Source organism: Virgibacillus pantothenticus (genome assembly GCF_018075365.1).
In the GTDB taxonomy this organism is placed as follows: Bacteria; Bacillota; Bacilli; order Bacillales; family Amphibacillaceae; genus Virgibacillus; species Virgibacillus pantothenticus.
Map to the genome: position 1 here is coordinate 2321825 of NZ_CP073011.1, position 17796 is coordinate 2339620.

The window sequence follows — 17796 nt, forward strand, 5'->3', positions numbered from 1 at the left end:
ATGCAAAATTCTATCTTTTCTCATATATAATGTGAAGCCTAAACCATCTATGGTTTTTGTCTTTTGTACACATTTCCAGAATAAATTGTTTGAAAGCTTTCACCATACTTATTTCTATCCTTAGTTATTACTGAAAAACTATCGTTCTCATCCTCACTAACTTCATATTCTTTACCTTTATAAATACTGTGATACCCATTTTTTAGCATATCTCTTGTCTTATTTCATTATGGGTTCGAAAACTTTACCATTAAATGTTGAACTAATTCTTCAACTCCATTTTTACTCTATAAAGCTTTGCTCCTTCTTTTGGATGAACGCTATTATGAGTCTCCACTCTCGAATCACTTCATCATCCCTTGATGCAGTACCATTTTACCTTACTCTAGATTCATGCAATACATTTTCATCTCCGTAACAATCCATATCATTTTAACCCTTGTATTTCTCTCCATACCAATCTTTTTTAGCAATACCAAATTTCTTCCTAAATTCCTCCGAATACTTGTATAAATAATACGATCTTATTAGTTTACTATTTAAATATATAAACGTGAAAAATATTAAACATACGGCTAAAGGCGCAAATTCAATTAATGAACCAATTATTCTAGTTTCTAAATTATCTACTTCCGGAGAGATAACTTTTGTTAAATAATATAAAGCTCCAAATCCAAATAGTATACTTAAAACATTTTTTCTATTTTTGCTAAGCCACTCAACCAATGCTGATCTTTTCTTTTTTGTACCATACACCATTTTCTTTGCATTTTGATAGCTTTGAAAAAAAACGAATACAAAACCACTTAAAAATAATACTGAATATAACATACGTAATATATAGCTATTTACCATTAATTGTGTAAGTTTGAAAGTAAATAGTAAGAATAGTAACCAACCAAGAGATAAAAAAATGTTAAATAGAAAGTAACCTTTCGCATGATTTCTTTCTTTATATATAAAAGCTGCCAATCCAGCGATAAAAAATATAAAAACCTGTATATGTATATACCATATACTTGAAAAAACAAAAATGAATTCATTATTTTTGTCGAAAGGTACTGCTAAATCATCTATATTGGTAGCTAAGAAAAAACTTACTCCGTAAACAGCATAAGAACTAACTGAAAAAAATAGAATTACTATAATCAATTTATGTATTTTGAAATTTTTTACAGCGTTAATTGTATCTTTCATAAAGTTCTCGCTTATTGTCTCTTCCACTTGAGAAAAAGACCCAGTAAATATGCTCTTCATTCTACCCTCCTAAAATTCAATATTAACTAACAAGATAAACAAACCTTTTTCAGCTAAATAGAGTATGTATGTTTATATACCAAACACTTGAAAAAAGTACTTGACATTGTACGCTATAGTGTAAAATAAACTTGCTGTCTATTAAATGGATAAAAATATATACACTTACTCCTCCACATCCATTTTGAAATTAGCCTTTTCCAAATGCACGTTATCTTTTGTTAAACGATTAAACAGCTGTTCCTGCTCTGGTGTTACATCAAGCATGAATGGTATTGCGGAATCAGGATTAAGGATACCAAATTCATCTTCAGTTAGTACTAACTTTTCATTTTCATATATGTATTCTCCCTCTTTGTTTCCAAATGTCATATCAAATGTTATATTCTTGATGGGATCTTTTAGACGATTAATAGCTAAAAATAATATGGACCTACTTCCATCGGGGTTAACTGAAATATCAAACGGATAGAGACTAAAGTCGTTTGGGACTCCCATTTTAGGATCAGCTTTAATTGCTTCATCTAAAACCGAATATATTTCGTTATTTTCAATTGTCATCCCCACATCCATATCCTGTTTTTGCAATTCCAATTTCAAGTCGTTCATTTGCCCTCCAGCATGTTCATTCGTTTTTTGTTCATTTCCTTCACCCTTATTCGACTGTGCTTCCGTATTTTCTGATGGCTGCTCACTTTCATTTTCTTTTGAATTATTACTACATGCAACCAATAAAAATAAAAGCGCTACCGTGATAAGCATTAACAACTTTTTCATTTTTCATCTCCCCCTCCCCAATGGCTAATACGTTTAAACTCCTACACTTATCTCCACATACCATCTTCCCATATGGCTAGTCTTATACTCTACAAATACAGGGGGTTTCTGTTCCAATCCATTCTGTCTTATATAATTCATTAGCTCCCAAAACTTTCCTGGAGATGCTGCTTCAAAATCATCCATTAATCGTGTCATTATCATTGGCTTTACAGAAAAGTAACTATGAAAATATGCTTGCTGCTCTTCATCCAGAATTGTAAAATTGTTTTCAACGATTGGCAAAAATATTTCTGCCTGATAATCTCACTTGTTGGGTCGCTCAAAATAACATTCTACCATCTGGATGGTATCCTCCCTTCTCCAAAATAGATTGAAAATCTTTTACGGCTAGCTCAATTTCTTCCGGTACAAACTGATTATTTTAATAAATTATCAAAAATAAGTGAGCGAGTTTCAAATTGCAATTCAATCATCCTTCCTTTCCGAACCCATTGGTTTTAGATTTCCATCCTTATCAAAATTAAGCTTTCAAAACGATATTTACAGTAAAGAATGACTAATTGTTCAGGTAACACAAAAAGCATGGTAAAAAAAGGAAAGAACCTATTATAAGCAAAACCATAGTATTTATATCAAGTGTGTAACTAATTCGAGATATATATTGAATGATATACACCAACCCTGTTCCTACAATTATGGCTGTTGGTAAATATGATTTCCCTTCTAGTTTGCTTCTAAGTTTATCTTTTTTAGTACCTGCTTTATAATGCCCTTTTTTTAATAAAAAATAAAACCTTACACAAGTTACAATGAAAACGAGTAACCCCAATAAAAGTGTGGTTAAAGTAAAACTTATAAGAGAATCTTCTGTAACCTCTAAACTAAGCCTCTCTGAACCCAACAAAAAATAATGAGATTAAATACATAAAAAAGGCACCTACGTTTTGAGATACAAGAATGATCAACAAATACTGGATCTTTTGGTTTTTTAAATATACTTTTGGAATCGCAAAAAATATAGAAAAGACTACAAGTAATATTGTTATCCAGAAAATGTATATCCATTATAAAGTCTTTGTAAGGGTAAATAGTTGTATCAGCTGCTACTACATATGTTAAGAAAAACATTAATGGCTGAATAAAAGTGCACAATACTAAAGCAACAGCTAAATTCTTTGGGCTTTGCCTGCCTGATTCAAAAGGTCCTCGTAAAACAGCAAAGTCTTCTTCTTGTAATTGATCTAATAATTTCAGTTTGGTCAACTCTTTTCCATAATCCGAAATAACATTTTAACAAAACATGGATTATTAACAACCCGATGCAAAATCCACCGTTTCTCTTATATAATGTAAAACCAAAAACACCTGTAGTTTTTGTCTTTTGTACACAGAATAAATTGTTTTAAAGTTTTGATCACACTTATTTCTATCTTTAGAAAAATTACCGTTCTCATCTTCATTAACTTCATATTCTTTATCTTCATAAACATACCCATCCATTTTTAACGTATCTAACACCTTATTTCATTACGGGTTCGACAGCATTGCCATTAAATGTTGAACTAGTACGTTTTATCTTACTCTAAATTCGTGCAATACATCTTTTCCGTAACAATCTATATCTATTTACCCCTGATATTTCTCCCCATACCAATCTTTCTTATCAAATCCAAACTTTTTCCTAAACTCTTCCGAATACTTATATAAATAGTAACTTCTAATTGCGACACTGTTAAAATATAAAAATGAAAAAGATACTAAACATACCGCTAAAGGGAGAAAATCAATCAATGATCCAATAATTCTTGTTTCTAAATCATTTGCCTCAGTGAAAATAACTTTCGATAGGTAATACAAGCCTCCAACACCAATTAATAAACTAGTAATATTTTTTCTATTCCTACTAAACCACTCAACTAATGCTGATCTTTTCTTTTTTGTACCATGTACCATTTTTTTTGTATTTTGGTAACTTCTTATAAATATATATATATAACTGATTATAAATAATCCTGTATAGATCAAACGTAATGAAGAACTATATACTAGCAACTGTGTTACTTTAAAAAAGAAAATCATAAACAAAAGTAGGAACATAGTCAAAAACGTGTTGTATACAAAAAAACCTTTAATGTTATCTTTCTTTCTATATACAAACGCACCAATCACTACTGCTAGAATTAAAATAGACTGAATATGCATGTACCAGATGTTATCAAATATAGTGATAAATTCATTACTTTCATCAAGTGGTATTGTGGCTTGATTCATAATGTTGCTTATATAAATACTTACACCATATAAAGCATAGGATCCTAAGCCAATACAAAAACCTGTAAATAATAATCCTTTTAATAAATTAAATTGTTTAATTGTATCAATTGAATTCTTTGCAAAACTTTCACTAACAGTTTCTTCTACTTGAGAAAATGTTCCATTAAATACGCTTTCCATTCTTTCACCCTTTCTGATTTTATAATATAAATTAATGAATAGTTAGATTTCAAATTAAATTTTACTTAATGAACCATAATCAACCTATAAAAGACGCAATCCCACGCTTTAATGAATTTAATCCACCTTTTACAGCTTTCCCTATCGATTCGCCTTTTGATTTGACTTTAGAAACAGCCTTATTTACATCTGCTTTTACAACTTTACTTACAGCCTTGAAACCAATGCCAACTGTTTTTTTATAAGAATTTATTTTAGACGCAGCTATTTTTTTAGTTATCATTACATTTTTATAATCTCTATATAAGCTTTTCCCAATCGATTTTCTGATTAATCTGGCGCCTGACCAAGCATTACTAGCAGTGGATTTCACATTCTTCCATGTCTTTGTTCCAAAATCAAATGTAACATCTATACCTTTAAAGGAAAGTGATTTTAATTTTTTATAACTACTTGGCGCAATAAATTGAGCCGCTTTATTCAACAATCCTAATCCTCCGCCTAAAATAGCTATCTTAGGACCACCGACTAAAAATCCTCCTACCAAACCATCTACAACTCCAAATTTTTGCACCGTATCAATTGCTGTGCCTACTACTACCTTCGTACTGCCTCGTATTGCCTTACCTTCTTTAAAGTTGTTTGAAACTTCCTCATTTTTCACATTATAATAAGCACTTAAGCCAACAGAGACGCCTGTTCCAACCCAGCCAGCCTTTACTCCCGCGCCTAAAAATTTTTCAGCAAAACCTAAATACCTACCAAGACCTAATTGCTTTAATCTCTCCGCCCATTTACTTACCTTTCCGACTTTGTTTATTGCACTTCCCATATAAGGCATAGATTTTAATTTATTACTTAGCTTCTCCGTGCTACGAAGAAAGTGAGTAAATTCATCAGACTGTTCCATTGCTTTTAACAAAATAGCTGCTTTTTTTGGATGATGTTTTGCAAATGCATCTACCTTTACCGAGTAATTATTAATGAAATCTGCCACTCCAGCAACTTGAGTAAATCTTGCATACCAGTCATTCCCAAACACTGTTTTAAGGATTTCAGCCATATCACTATGGTTAGTTTCTAGTTCTTCTTTGGTTAAATTTTGATATTGCTCTAAAACTGCATCACCGACTTTGGTTTCAAGTGCTTCTACTTGTCTATTAATTACTTGTGTGTTTTTTCCCTCTAAATACCTCTCGAACGTCTTACTGTATTTCTCATCGCATTGGGTCAACGGGTACATTGGGTTTTGTGAGCTTTCATTTTGCATATCATGTAATTTCTTTAAGTACTTATCTTTTAGATCCTTCATTTTTTTTAAGCCCTGATCACTTGGATCTAAAATATAAGCTCTGTCACTGAAATCCAATGAGCTAGCTTTTGATTGGATAACCCTAAAAAAATTGTTTTCCATTTCATCTACGAAGCCTTCAACTCTTTTCTTAAAATCATTTGAACGTTGATAATAAATTGAAGCAGGAAATGTAAAGTTAGCTTCCGAGCTTGTCATTATACCACCCCTTCATCTATAATTCCCTGTTCGAAACCTACATTACCCAACTCTTCAGTATTCACTCATTTAGTGAATAATCTTCTCATCTTGTTCTTCAAATTTATTTGCAACAAATTCTGCTTGCTCATAAAGAGCTTGCCAGTTTTCGCTTTCCTTTTTAATATTTTTAACCTCATCATTCAAAAGGGTAACAACACTTTCTTTTGCCTCACCAGCAAAGTTTGCTTGTATTTCGTTTGCAAGACGACCCAATATTAATCCCAAATTTTCTACAGTTGTTCTAAGTTGATCCATTTTCTTTAGTACACCGTCTACAGCTTCACGTTTATGTTTAATTTCAGCCACCATTGTTCACATCCTACACGTTAAAGTTACTTTTTGATTCCTTTTCTTTGGAATGCATGTCTTGTAAATAACTTTCAATTTCTTCTTTAATTAATTGTTCATGTGCCAATAACCCCGTTTGTTGATCAATAAGACTATTCACTGTTACATTTAATTTCGTATATGTTTTCCCTGATAATTCACTTTTAATAGTCACCATTGTTTTTGCAAGATCAATGAGTTCTGTTTCAAATTTCTCTAAGTTCTTCTTAAGATCACTTAAAGATGGAGTGATCGCACCTCCATCTATCTTTATCTCCCCTTTCACGAACAACCCTCCCAACTTAAATTCTCGCTAATAACCTTGATTTCACCGTAGAGTCCAAATTCCTCTCATTAATTATTCTGCGTTTTTTACTTCGATTTTCTGATTCATCTTCATCATAATTTGCTGTAAGAATATGTTTATTCGCATGATATTGTGTTTCAATATTAGCTTCTAAACTTGCAATACGTTTGGATATTGCGGTAAGAACTTCATCTTTTGTAGCATGTATATCATCTACCAGACGCTTAGTTTCATTCACTACTTTGCAGTACCCTTCTTGTGAACTACCACCTTTCCAGCTATCAATGCTTTCATTAAATCCTATAACATCATTAACAGAATGAATTGCCTTGCTTACAATAGCATTTTTAAGGCTTTGTAATTTTTGAATACGTGCAGTATAATCCATACTTACACCTCTTTTACTAAACTAGTTTTTTATCAATGGATAAACCATCTTCCCATTCTTTATATAACTTTTGAAACCTTTTCTCTTCCTCATCTTTAAATCCTGTAAATAAAACTTCATCAACATTATCTTCATTAAAAAAAATTGCGTTTTCCGGATCAATGCCTTCTGGGTAAGGCGTCCCCATATAATCAAAGTATACGTCCTCCCCAGTGTCTTCATCCTCCATGACTGCCCCACGTCCTACAACCATAATTTTCTTCGTGCCGTTTTCCAAATAAACAATTGTCCCTAATGGTAATAATTCTTCCATCTTTCATTTCCCCTTTTTATGATTATTAATTAATTCGAGGCATTTGAATTAATTGATAGTTTCCTTTTAGATAGTAATAGGCTTGATCTTGAGAAAGTCTTTTTTCCCCTCTAATATAATTACTTGAGAAATAGGATTGATCACTCATTTTCATTGCAATAATAGCCGCATCCATTTTTCGCTTTGTAGCTTGTGCTAATTCGTTATTCGGGTAAGTAAATTGATTCTCCAATGAGCAAATAACAAAATAGATACCTACATCTTTTCCTTTATCAATTAACGTGTCCGCGTCTCCGCTCTTCATATCGACTAGTTTAGTAACTGAGTCAAAACTCGGTATAAATACATAATGTTGTTTCAAGTTTTTTAAAGGGTTCTCTAATTCCCCGCTTTGTCTAGCTTTTATCAACAAATTATTTCGCTTCGTTATTTCTTTTAACCATTGGGTAATGAAATCATTAATTGTATTTTCATCAGCAATTGTATGATCCACTTTACCCTTATATTTTATAAAATCGTAATCTGGATCGATTAAATATATCAATGATCTCTTACTTTTTAGTTCACAAAGTTGTTCTAAAATGCTGACAGTAGCATGGGACAAATTATTTTGATCATCGGAAAACACAATCAAATGCCCATCTTTTCTAAAGTGATGTGAACAAAGCTGTACGTCTTGGTACTCCAATCCAACTGGTAATTTTTCTTGCTTGATTGCCTTTTTAAACGCCCTACTATCTCGATATTGCTCCATTTGTATTACTTCAGGCATCATCGGGATTTCTTCTGGCAAATCGCCATCCCAGAATTCTTCCATTGCTTTTGCGGTTGCTTGAATGCCATCAATAACTGCTAACGTTTCTTCTCCTTCTGCAGGAAGCATCGTCTGGAATAATGTGGGTTCTTCTAGCTTAATGAGTCCTCTTCCTGGGATTTCTTCAATTTCAATATCTGTTCTGCCGACAATTCCACGTGCTTCCGTTTCTTCAATTAAATAAAGTGGAATTTGCGTTTTAATATTGGATATTAACGGCATACGCATGGCACTTTGTCGCCCAGCACTAATCGCTAAATGTATTCCCACACTTGCTCCTTCTCTAGCAATTTGTGTAATTAGCTTTTCAAATTCATCGGAGAATGCTGCCTCACGGACAGAATCATAATTATCAATAACAATCAATTGATTTTCTACGATATCTCCGCTCGCTTTTTCATACATTTCTATACTTGCCACTCCAAAGCTGCTTAGCTTCTGCTTGCGTTCCTTCATCTTCCCATTCATAAGACGGATAAATTTGGCTATTTTCTCTTCCTCATCCAAAAGCATTGTATCGGCAACATGTGGCAACGGTTTTAATGGCAATAAACCGTTCGTTCCAAAATCTAATAAATACATATGCAAATGCTCTGGCCGATGCTGATGTACAAGATTCATAACAACTGTTTGCAGAAAGGTCGATTTTCCGTAACCCGGACTTGAGAAAACAGCAATATGCCCGTGCCTCGTTAAATCAAGTGTGAGTGGCGATTGTGATTGTAGCTCTGGCTGATCTAATAGACCTAATGTAACGACAAGTCGCTTCTTGCCTTCTGCTTGCCAAGCTTCCTTAAAATGAATATCGTGCATTTCTTTTGGTAATATTCGTTCAGGTAACGGCGGCAACCACGGTCTTGGAAGTGGGTCAATTTGGCACTTTTCTGTGTAAGCAGCAATATAGTCGATAACGGCTTCCAATTCGGTTGGTTTTTTCTCTACGTCCTTTTTATTCGCCAAGCCACTTAAATCCTCGGTCAGGATATCATACTGACCTAGATCATTAATCGCATAAATCGTTGTATCTACGAATTCATGATCATCCTTATCAGGCACATAATCAGCACCGCTCCATGCACTTTGGAATAGCTCATAAATTTCATTGTTTCCGACTTGTAAGTAGGCACGCCCTGGTAATGTGATTTCAGCTGCGTCGGGTGTTTTTAAGATTTCATTCGAATCACTCGCATTTTGTACTTTTAACGCCAATTTAAACTTGGAGTTTGACCAAATTTGGTCATCGACAACACCGCTTGGCTTTTGCGTTGCGAGTATAAGATGGATGCCAAGGGAACGCCCAATTCTTGCAGTGGATACGAGCTCTTTCATAAAGTCCGGCTGTTCTGATTTTAACTCCGCGAATTCATCGGAAATCAAAAAGAGGTGTGGCATTGCTTCACTTGCTTTTCCTTGCTTATAAAGCTTTTGATATTGGTTGATATGATTTACATTATGCTCGCCAAAAAGCCGCTGTCGTTTTTGCAGTTCTGCTTTAATCGAAGCAAGCGCTCGCATCGATTGAGCTTTATCCAAGTTCGTAATCGTCCCTAACAAATGTGGCATATCATTAAATAAATTCGCCATTCCACCACCCTTATAATCTATAAGTAAAAAGGCAACTTCGTAAGGGTGAAAATTAATACCTAACGATAGAATATAGGATTGGATAATTTCTGACTTACCGGAACCTGTCGTACCCGCAACGAGCCCATGTGGTCCGTGAGCTTTTTCGTGTAAGTTTAATTGCACAATATCTTCTTTACCCCGAAGTCCTAATGGAACTGCTAAGCTCTTATAAGTTTCATTCACACCCCAACGCTGTTCAATGTTGAGGTCATTTACATTCTCCACCCCGTACATTTCTAAAAAGGTTACTTTTTCAGGTATGGAATTTTTTAGATTCTGTAAATGATTTATTGGCGCTAACGCACGAGTAATTTCTTGTTTATCGAAACCATCTGGATAGTGGTCTAGGTGAAATTTTTTATTTACTAATTCGCCCTCTTCCAGTAAAATGTTTCCATGCTTTGCATCACGTATATCAATAACTGTTTTTACATGTTCTGGTAGTGCCTGCATCACATCTTGAACAAATATGAGGGAGACGCCAATTTCACTTGGATCTTCATTAAAAAATTCCATGACAATATGATCCAATATCATCTTTTCGTCTGTGATAAGCACGATATAATGTGGAGAAAAATAAATTTTTTCGTTTTTGTTCGTCTTTTCATCGATTGTCTGCTTACGTTCTTTCAATAATTGATACAAGGAATGAAGGACTTGGTCACGAGAACGCTCGTGATAGACAAAACCACGCACATTCACATCTCTTAAACTCGCATGCGGCAGCCAGCGCATCCAATCCCATTCCTGCTTTTCTTCCTCTGGAAAGATCGTAATAAACTGAACGTCATGATAGCTATGAAACAACGCAATTTGGGTCACTAATAACTGCAGCTGTTCTAAAACAAGCGGCCGATGACCAATATACCCCACCGGTCCTTTCGTTAGTGATGTCACCACAGGTACGTTTTCTATTTCTTGATATTGCGATAACAGCTCTCTTGCTTGATCAACAAGTTCATCTTTCTCTTGCGTAAATTCTTCATCGTTAAAATCAATTTTAAAACTAGATGGAACCGTTCCTAAGCCAGCACGGAAATGAAGAAAATCATGCTGGTACATGGTCTTTTCATAGATTCTCGCTTCCACATTTTTAGCCATCTCCCTTATCGTGTCGACAGCTGGATAATGATAAAATAAAGCGTATCGCTGCTCTTCACTCACTAAGTGCAATTCTTTCGTTTTACGCTGTAAGTATGCCTTATAGGTTTCTTCGCGGTGCTTCATATCCTCTTTGTACTTTTTAACGCTTTTCATATAGGAAGTAATCGAAAATATAATCGTCACAACCGTTATCGATAGCATAACTAATATGTAAATACCTCTAGGCTGAATAAGTGAAATAACAACGAGTGCTACCACCATCACAATTGGCGGAACAATGGTCCTTGCCAATTGTTCACTAGGCTTTGACGGTTTGTGAGCTGGTTTCGCTATCGTGCGATCTTCCTCTGGTTCACGATAAATAATTCGTGGTGACCGATGGTAATCTGGATATTCTCCACTATATGGGGTAACCACTTCCACCAATTCCACTAGCTTACTTGTCAATTGCTGTTTTGAAGTCATCACTTGCAGGTCATCTTTACCTACATAAATAATGGTGCCATCCATAAATAACTGATCACCTGGAAAAATAACCGTTTGCCGATCGACTGCCATAAAATTATGATAGACCGTCGTACCTTGATTCGCTAACTTAAATGACATACCGTCATCCTGTCTATGCAATACAAGATCAGCTGAAGCGTCTGGCAGCAGTATATCATCATAGCTATTGCTTCCAATCGTAACTATATTTCTGCCGGCAATATCATATGCATAGCTTTTCTTAGCGTCTAACAAACTCAATTCCATTAAATGATCTGCAACTGGAATGGACATCTGTGTTTCTAGTTTATTTTTACCGACAAAGGCTTCATTGCCGTCCCAATTAATACGAAATGATTGATCCAATCCCAGAAAAGTCATGCTATCCGACCAATCATTACCTATTATCACTTCCTTATGTTCCTTTTCCGGTAAATGGCATTTATGCAATTGATTTTTATAGGTAACCATGAGTATTTTGTTTGCCACTGTATTTCTCCCTCTCTAAACCGTTGCAATAATGAATGAATTCCCTTTGTTATTCTTCCTTTTTCTTACTTGCTTCTTGTTTATCAGTTTCATTCTTTTCGTTTTCTTCTTTTCCATTTTTGGTCTCTTCTTGTTTATTTTCATCCGCATTACTTTGCTTATCTGACTGGGGATCTTGCTGTGTTTGACTATTATCTTCAGTCTCTGTATCATTTACCGGCGCAGTTTTCTCTTCCTCAGCTTGTAAATCATACTCCTCCCGATACTTTTGTAATTCATCCTGTAACTCTTTAACGGTCTCTTCTCGTTCCGACCCTGTTAAATCTGGATTGTTTTTTGCCTGCTCTATCTTTTGAATAAGTCCATGCATAATTAATATTGGATCATCAATATATTTTGCCTTTTCAATAGAGGTGTCAAATTCTCCTCTACCGTTGTAAATCCAGTAAGCTAAATAGTCGGGGTCACTCTTCAGGCTAACGTTTTTTAAAATGACTTCTTTCTCAGCATCTGATAAGTTTTCAACGTTAATATAGGAGTGAGCTAAAATATACATCGTTTGTGTAGGCAACTTTTCCGGGTCTTCATCCTCTAATGTGGAAATAACATCACCATAAGAGGAAGCCAAGTATTGACCATGGGCTTCTAGTAAATTATTCTGATAAGGAGTTTTAATGAATCCATAATATATAACAGGAATAGCTAATAAAACCGAAACAATAATCATAATAATAGAAAGCTGTTTAAACAGGCGAAATCGTTTAGTCGGTACAACCACCATAGTTTGCTCTGTTTTTCGCTGTTCTTCTTCATAGCTTTTGTATAGAAAATCCTTAAGCTCTTCCAGATCGGTTATTTCACTCACTTGACGCTGAAAATCCGTCTCCGTTGCATTTTGCAAGGAACCGTGATAAAGCTGTTCAAAATTATATTTCTTGGAAAATAGGGCGATGGTAAAGCATTTTAATTGTTTTAAAAAATCTGTTTCACTCATCTCATATGGAGGCACAAGTTTGCGAATCCCTCGGTATATAATTATCGGCATAAGGTTATCATCAACAACAAGATTTTCAGGATGAAGAAAAAAAGTTATTCTCGTGTTCAAATAACGCTCTAATTTAATCATGTTGCAAACTAACCTTAATTTTTCATTTCTATGTAATTGCAGTAATCGATTCCAAGTTTTCACTTTCTGCTTGCGGCTAAATGTAAATCGATAGGCGTCTTTTTCTTCTGTAATTGTAAGCGGGGCAAAAAAATCAGAAGGATGTAGCATAACATCCATTTGCCGGACATCATGTACAGCGGTTTGTGATTTAGGTAATCGCACCTGCCAATTATCTTGTTCTATTTCAAATTGCAGTGTCAGATTTTCAAATTGTATTGTTTTCTCCTTCATTTCCTATTAACTCCTTTGTCCTGCAATAAAAACTATATTCTCATGGTTGAACTTATGTACGGTAGTCTGAGTATGTTCCGTTCATTCTTTGTTCCCCTGCATGAATAGGATGTGACCTCATCCAGCAACTTTAAAATTTTACATCTTATTTTTACTTTTCTGTTATAAAACTAGTAAAATATCTCCATCTGTAACAGGATAATCTATGACATAGTCATCATCTGCAATAAATAAATTTTTGGTAGTAACTTTGATTGCATAACGAGATTGCTCTGGCAGATCGATATGCAGCGCATCCGTTACATAAAAAAGTAGTTGTTTAACAGTTAATTGCGTCGGGATACGGAGATCATATACCCCGCCCCCCTGCGCAACATGGCTAAAATCCATCGTCACATTAATATGTGTATCTTGTACCATGAGCTATTTCTCCTAATTTAACATTTTTTGCATCATCACATAGAGACCGCCACATAAAAGTAAGGCAAAACCAGCTAACGCATATAACATGGTGTTATCAGATTCAGAAGCTTCTTTATCTTCACTTTGATCATCCGTTTGCTTTGTAGTCGTTGCAGCAATTGTTTCATAATCTTTCGTAAACAATGCATCTTTCGTCTGTTGCAATGTTTTGTTAGGTTCTGCATTGATGGTAAACAAAACTTCCTCAAGTTTGTCTAGCGATTGCTCTTGCTGTGCTTTTTTCTCCTCAACGGTAGTAGCTGTTTCTTCTGCAAATAGCATGGGAAAAATTTTTTCTATTTCCGTTTCCTTTTTGGATGTGTTTTCCGATTTTTCTTCCGTAATCCGGTCTATTTTCATTTCCAACTTACCCTGACTATCTGCAATGACTGCTGGTGTTTGGTATCCCCAAACCACCAGCAGACTGATAACAATTGTGAAGATGACTTTAACTAACTTCTGCTTCATTTTCATCGTCCATTTCCCCTTTTTGTGTTGAGCGATGCACCACAAATAAGTTGGCTAAAGCACCTACGATCATGATTCCGATCATGATTAAGATCGAAGCTTGATAATTGGCTTCACCGTGTACAACATTTAACAATAATGTCTCGACATATTGCAATGGAGAGAAATCTTTCAACAGTCCCATCCCTTTTATGCCTGTTCCAAATGCATTCGTTAAAAACAGGTACAGGCTTAGCACGATTAAGAGCACGAACATACCAATCATTTTTATTTGTCTTAATAAATATGTGGAGATGAGCAACATTCCGGTAATTAACAAGACAATCAACCCTGTAAGCATCAGCATATCACCGTCTGTCATGTGCATTGTATAACTGGATACAACGCCAATTACAATACCTTCTAAAACACCTATCCCAGCAATGATAAGTGTAATTGGGATATTGCTGCCTACCAGTGACTTTTCTTCAGAAAATAGATCCTGTTCTACGCGCTTTTGGTTTATCGTGGAAATAACATAGGCCGTAAACAAGACCACAATAAAGCAAATTAGTACGAGGTAATACGGTGTAAACGAATCGCTTGACGTAATCGTTCCTTGATTACTCGTCTGTACTGGGTTGGATAAGAACTTATATAAATCTTCATTTTGCCTGTCACCAATGCGGCTATTTGCTAACACACCGGTAAAGTTCTCTGCAAACTCTTCATCCTCAAGTAATTTATTGGTCATACTTACGGATAAGGATTCGACTTGTTGAACGATATCATCGCCACTTTCTTGAATCGTTGTCGCCTGTTCATTAATACTATCGAAAGTGTCATATACTGTATCCGCTTCATTCACATTGCCTTGCGCTTGCTCAGCAAGTGATTGACTAGCTGATAGCAGAGGCTGAAAGTTTTCATCCAAGGAAACGATAGCAGATTGTTCGTCTTCCTCATTTGCTTGAATCTTTGCTTGTGAATCAACTAGGTTCAAGCTTCTCTCTCGCCAGTCTGCGACATTTTGTAATGTTTTTTCAAGACTATCGTTAAGGATCGTTGCTCTTTTAGCAGTTTGATTGATCCTTCTTACTAATGCATCTGCATTATTGTTCATTTGAGCAACTTGTTGCTCATGCATTGCAATTTGTTTTTGTAGATTTTCCCAAGGCGTGCGAATTTGTTTGGCTACTTCATCACTAATTTGTAAAACGATATAGTCTTTTATTAAGCCGGGAACATCTTTTTTATTAAAGAGATAATACAATGAATCTTCAGTTGCTAAATCTTTTAAACGTTTACCTTTTAGTTGTTCCGGTAAATTAGGACTCCCCATATTTAAACCGAAATAACTTTCATAAGAGGAAAATAATTTTTGATAAGGCGTTACCGTATTCGTTACAGCTCTAATTAATTTATTCGTTGCCTTATCCATTCCTTCCATTGGCGTCATAATTTCATGGTTAATGCGATTATTAATGATTTTAACCCGTTTGGTTGCCGGCTTAAGTTTTTCAAGTGGAACACTATCTTCGTCGCCCTTTGGTTCCTCTTCATTTGGTTCCTCTGTTCCTGATTCATCAGGGTTGCCATCATCACTAGGACTTTCTCCGTCTTCGCTTTCACCGGTTTCAGATCCACTTTCTCCCCCATTACCTGGTTGTATTGGTTCTGTTTCTGGGGCTGTCTTTTGCTCTGTTGTTTGCTTATCTCCACCTTGAGTTTTATCGTGCTTTTGTTCTTTTGTTGCTTCAACCTCTACATTTGCAACAAGAGGTGTTTCCGCTGTTTCAATTTGTGCTGTTTCCGGAACATCTACATTATCAATATCTTTTTGATGCAGCTTCCAGCCCCAAGGAATTGGCTTGAAAATATCTACTTTTGACTTCTTATCAAGCAAACGAAGTGTAACCTGAACGGTAAAAATACCTTCTTCATTTGCTGGAAGAATAATTTCTCCATCATGGTATTGCTTCGTATAATCCACATCTCCAATACCAGGAATGGTAAGTTTTACGTTTTCTACTTTATATTTTTCAAGAATGCGCTTTGGTATTTTTAAATGAAATGTTTGCGCTGATTTTTTATTTTTCGGCAACTTTACGGAGTCAGACATAGTCATCCCTGAAGTATGCAATTTTTCCTTTAGTTGATTAATCTGGTATGATAATAACTTGGTTGGATCACCGCTTGGATTAAGATTTTCACCTGCCCCAAGTCCCTTTTCCCCCATATATTTTTTTGTTACCGTAATAACATTCCTAATCTCTTTCACTGTATGCTTTGGCAGACCTACTTCTTCAAAGTCGTCCATATTCGTTGAAGGCAACCGTCTTATTTGCTTATGCAAATAATTTTTTGCATTTGCTGCTGGTTTTTGCAAAAGCATATTTACCAATTTGTCTTCTTTGCCTAGCACATTGGCAAGCAGACCATCTAATCGATCTGAAATTACACCGGTAAAACCACCCGAATAATCGGGATTGATTCTTCTTTCAATATTGCTATACGTTTTCTGTACTTGAGCTAATGAGTCGTCTAAATATTTCTTTAGCGTGTTCGCTCCAACAGCAATATTGGCTTCCGTGTTGCGTTGATACATCACAGAGTTTATCGGAGGTTCAATTTCTTCCATACCCCCACCGTTGTTTTGCAATTGATCATTTATCATTTTATTTGCTAACTGCAAACGCTCCAATTGCTGTTCGGCTTCTTGCTGATTTAATACTCCATCAAATTCATTCAAAGTTTGATAGAATTCGAGAATCTGAACGTTATTTTTTTTCTTCAATTGGGTAACATCATTTACAGTTGACAAATAATCTTGATCTAATTCAGCGTCGGCTACTAATTCATTTTCAAAAGTATCCATCATATCCTGAAAGCTTTGAAAGCTTGATTTGGACAGCTCTGTACTATCTTTAATCGACCCAAACTGATTTGTGTAATTATCAAGCGGGTTATATACTTCATTACTTAGCGTATTAGTATAAACTGCCTGTTTTTCGATAATTTCACCAATATTATCTTGCGCATTTTGCAGATTTCCGACAATACTTGCAAAATATACGTCGATAATTCTGCGATTAAATCGATTTAGGATATTACTAGCCGTTTTTTCCGCTTCCGCTCTTATTTGCTCGTTATCCGTCGCATTAATTTTATAATTTAATACAACTTGTTCTGGAGATTCAGAATCAATCGAGAGCGCCTTTTGGGAAAAATCATTCGGAATAACAATCATCATGTCATATGTACCACGTTTCAAACCGCTTTCTGCAACTCCGCGACTGACTACAAACCATTCATGATTGTTTTCATTGTTCACTCCTTGCACAAAGGCATCACCAAAAGCAATCTTTTCGCCATTTAACATAGATCCCTCATCTTCATTAACGAGTGCAATGGCCATTGCCCTTTCAACTTCCGTTTCTTCGTTGTCTGTTTGTTCTTGTTGATTTAACGCAAGATAGGATAAGCCCGAAGCTAGGATAACGATTAATAATAAAAACAGGAACCAGCGTTTATCCAATTTCTTCATAACAAACAGCTCCTACTAGTTACATTAATAGTATGTGCCACGTG

16 protein-coding genes are annotated in these 17796 nt (G+C 35.2%); all 16 read right to left on the bottom strand.

The features are described from left to right. Positions 1–432: 432 nt before the first annotated feature. The 16 genes from KBP50_RS10920 to esaA all read right to left on the bottom strand — a co-directional run bounded on the left by KBP50_RS10920 (position 433) and on the right by esaA (position 17752). Positions 433–1257 carry a hypothetical protein gene (locus tag KBP50_RS10920; protein WP_050352532.1) on the bottom strand — a complete coding sequence of 275 codons (825 nt, stop codon included), beginning with the start codon at positions 1255–1257 and terminating at the stop codon, positions 433–435. A gap of 165 nt (positions 1258–1422) precedes the next feature. Continuing rightward, complete coding sequence (locus KBP50_RS10925) at positions 1423–2034, bottom strand: hypothetical protein (protein ID WP_050352531.1); 612 nt, start codon at positions 2032–2034, stop codon at positions 1423–1425. A 33-nt stretch (positions 2035–2067) separates the two neighbouring features. Beyond that, the gene (locus KBP50_RS10930; RefSeq protein WP_175609402.1) at positions 2068–2319 is read right to left on the bottom strand and encodes a hypothetical protein; all 252 of its coding nucleotides are present in this window, start codon (positions 2317–2319) and stop codon (positions 2068–2070) included. A 594-nt stretch (positions 2320–2913) separates the two neighbouring features. Then, positions 2914–3300 carry a hypothetical protein gene (locus KBP50_RS22105; RefSeq protein WP_050352530.1) on the bottom strand — a complete coding sequence of 129 codons (387 nt, stop codon included), beginning with the start codon at positions 3298–3300 and terminating at the stop codon, positions 2914–2916. A gap of 45 nt (positions 3301–3345) precedes the next feature. Next, positions 3346–3537, bottom strand: a complete 192-nt coding sequence (locus KBP50_RS10940) for a hypothetical protein (RefSeq protein ID WP_050352529.1) — start codon at positions 3535–3537, stop codon at positions 3346–3348. A gap of 126 nt (positions 3538–3663) precedes the next feature. Continuing rightward, positions 3664–4491, bottom strand: a complete 828-nt coding sequence (locus tag KBP50_RS10945; protein ID WP_050352528.1) for a hypothetical protein — start codon at positions 4489–4491, stop codon at positions 3664–3666. Between the two features lie 79 nt (positions 4492–4570). Beyond that, on the bottom strand, positions 4571–6001 hold the full coding sequence (locus KBP50_RS10950) for a hypothetical protein (protein WP_050352527.1): 1431 nt from the start codon (positions 5999–6001) through the stop codon (positions 4571–4573). A gap of 69 nt (positions 6002–6070) precedes the next feature. Continuing rightward, on the bottom strand, positions 6071–6352 hold the full coding sequence (locus KBP50_RS10955) for a hypothetical protein (RefSeq protein WP_050352526.1): 282 nt from the start codon (positions 6350–6352) through the stop codon (positions 6071–6073). Between the two features lie 10 nt (positions 6353–6362). Then, on the bottom strand, positions 6363–6656 hold the full coding sequence (locus KBP50_RS10960) for a hypothetical protein (protein ID WP_050352525.1): 294 nt from the start codon (positions 6654–6656) through the stop codon (positions 6363–6365). A gap of 16 nt (positions 6657–6672) precedes the next feature. Continuing rightward, positions 6673–7065, bottom strand: a complete 393-nt coding sequence (locus KBP50_RS10965; RefSeq protein ID WP_050352524.1) for a hypothetical protein — start codon at positions 7063–7065, stop codon at positions 6673–6675. Positions 7066–7081: 16 nt separating this feature from the next. Further along, positions 7082–7378 (bottom strand): DUF4176 domain-containing protein, encoded by a 297-nt coding sequence (locus KBP50_RS10970; protein ID WP_050352523.1) that lies wholly within the window; start codon positions 7376–7378, stop codon positions 7082–7084. Between the two features lie 25 nt (positions 7379–7403). Beyond that, complete coding sequence (gene essC, locus KBP50_RS10975) at positions 7404–11879, bottom strand: type VII secretion protein EssC (protein WP_050353520.1); 4476 nt, start codon at positions 11877–11879, stop codon at positions 7404–7406. Between the two features lie 67 nt (positions 11880–11946). Continuing rightward, a complete protein-coding gene (essB, locus tag KBP50_RS10980; RefSeq protein ID WP_050352522.1) occupies positions 11947–13296 on the bottom strand; it encodes a type VII secretion protein EssB in 1350 nt (449 codons plus the stop codon). 162 nt (positions 13297–13458) lie between these two features. After that, complete coding sequence (locus tag KBP50_RS10985) at positions 13459–13716, bottom strand: EsaB/YukD family protein (protein WP_050352521.1); 258 nt, start codon at positions 13714–13716, stop codon at positions 13459–13461. 12 nt (positions 13717–13728) lie between these two features. After that, complete coding sequence (gene essA / locus KBP50_RS10990; RefSeq protein ID WP_050352520.1) at positions 13729–14232, bottom strand: type VII secretion protein EssA; 504 nt, start codon at positions 14230–14232, stop codon at positions 13729–13731. Next, on the bottom strand, positions 14207–17752 hold the full coding sequence (gene esaA / locus KBP50_RS10995) for a type VII secretion protein EsaA (protein WP_050352519.1): 3546 nt from the start codon (positions 17750–17752) through the stop codon (positions 14207–14209). Before esaA ends, essA begins: the two co-directional genes overlap by 26 nt. Positions 17753–17796: the final 44 nt, after the last annotated feature.

What these genes read in the sequence shown, in the direction of transcription:
- KBP50_RS10945 (WP_050352528.1), bottom strand. Translation starts at nt 4,491, where the DNA reads ATGGAAAGCGTATTTAATGGAACATTTTCTCAAGTAGAAGAAACTGTT.
- KBP50_RS10955 (WP_050352526.1), bottom strand. Translation starts at nt 6,352, where the DNA reads ATGGTGGCTGAAATTAAACATAAACGTGAAGCTGTAGACGGTGTACTA.
- essC (WP_050353520.1), bottom strand. Translation starts at nt 11,879, where the DNA reads ATGGTTACCTATAAAAATCAATTGCATAAATGCCATTTACCGGAAAAG.
- KBP50_RS10940 (WP_050352529.1), bottom strand. Translation starts at nt 3,537, where the DNA reads ATGGATGGGTATGTTTATGAAGATAAAGAATATGAAGTTAATGAAGAT.
- KBP50_RS10950 (WP_050352527.1), bottom strand. Translation starts at nt 6,001, where the DNA reads ATGACAAGCTCGGAAGCTAACTTTACATTTCCTGCTTCAATTTATTAT.
- esaA (WP_050352519.1), bottom strand. Translation starts at nt 17,752, where the DNA reads ATGAAGAAATTGGATAAACGCTGGTTCCTGTTTTTATTATTAATCGTT.
- KBP50_RS10920 (WP_050352532.1), bottom strand. Translation starts at nt 1,257, where the DNA reads ATGAAGAGCATATTTACTGGGTCTTTTTCTCAAGTGGAAGAGACAATA.
- KBP50_RS10965 (WP_050352524.1), bottom strand. Translation starts at nt 7,065, where the DNA reads ATGGATTATACTGCACGTATTCAAAAATTACAAAGCCTTAAAAATGCT.
- KBP50_RS10925 (WP_050352531.1), bottom strand. Translation starts at nt 2,034, where the DNA reads ATGAAAAAGTTGTTAATGCTTATCACGGTAGCGCTTTTATTTTTATTG.
- essA (WP_050352520.1), bottom strand. Translation starts at nt 14,232, where the DNA reads ATGAAAATGAAGCAGAAGTTAGTTAAAGTCATCTTCACAATTGTTATC.
- essB (WP_050352522.1), bottom strand. Translation starts at nt 13,296, where the DNA reads ATGAAGGAGAAAACAATACAATTTGAAAATCTGACACTGCAATTTGAA.
- KBP50_RS10985 (WP_050352521.1), bottom strand. Translation starts at nt 13,716, where the DNA reads ATGGTACAAGATACACATATTAATGTGACGATGGATTTTAGCCATGTT.
- KBP50_RS10970 (WP_050352523.1), bottom strand. Translation starts at nt 7,378, where the DNA reads ATGGAAGAATTATTACCATTAGGGACAATTGTTTATTTGGAAAACGGC.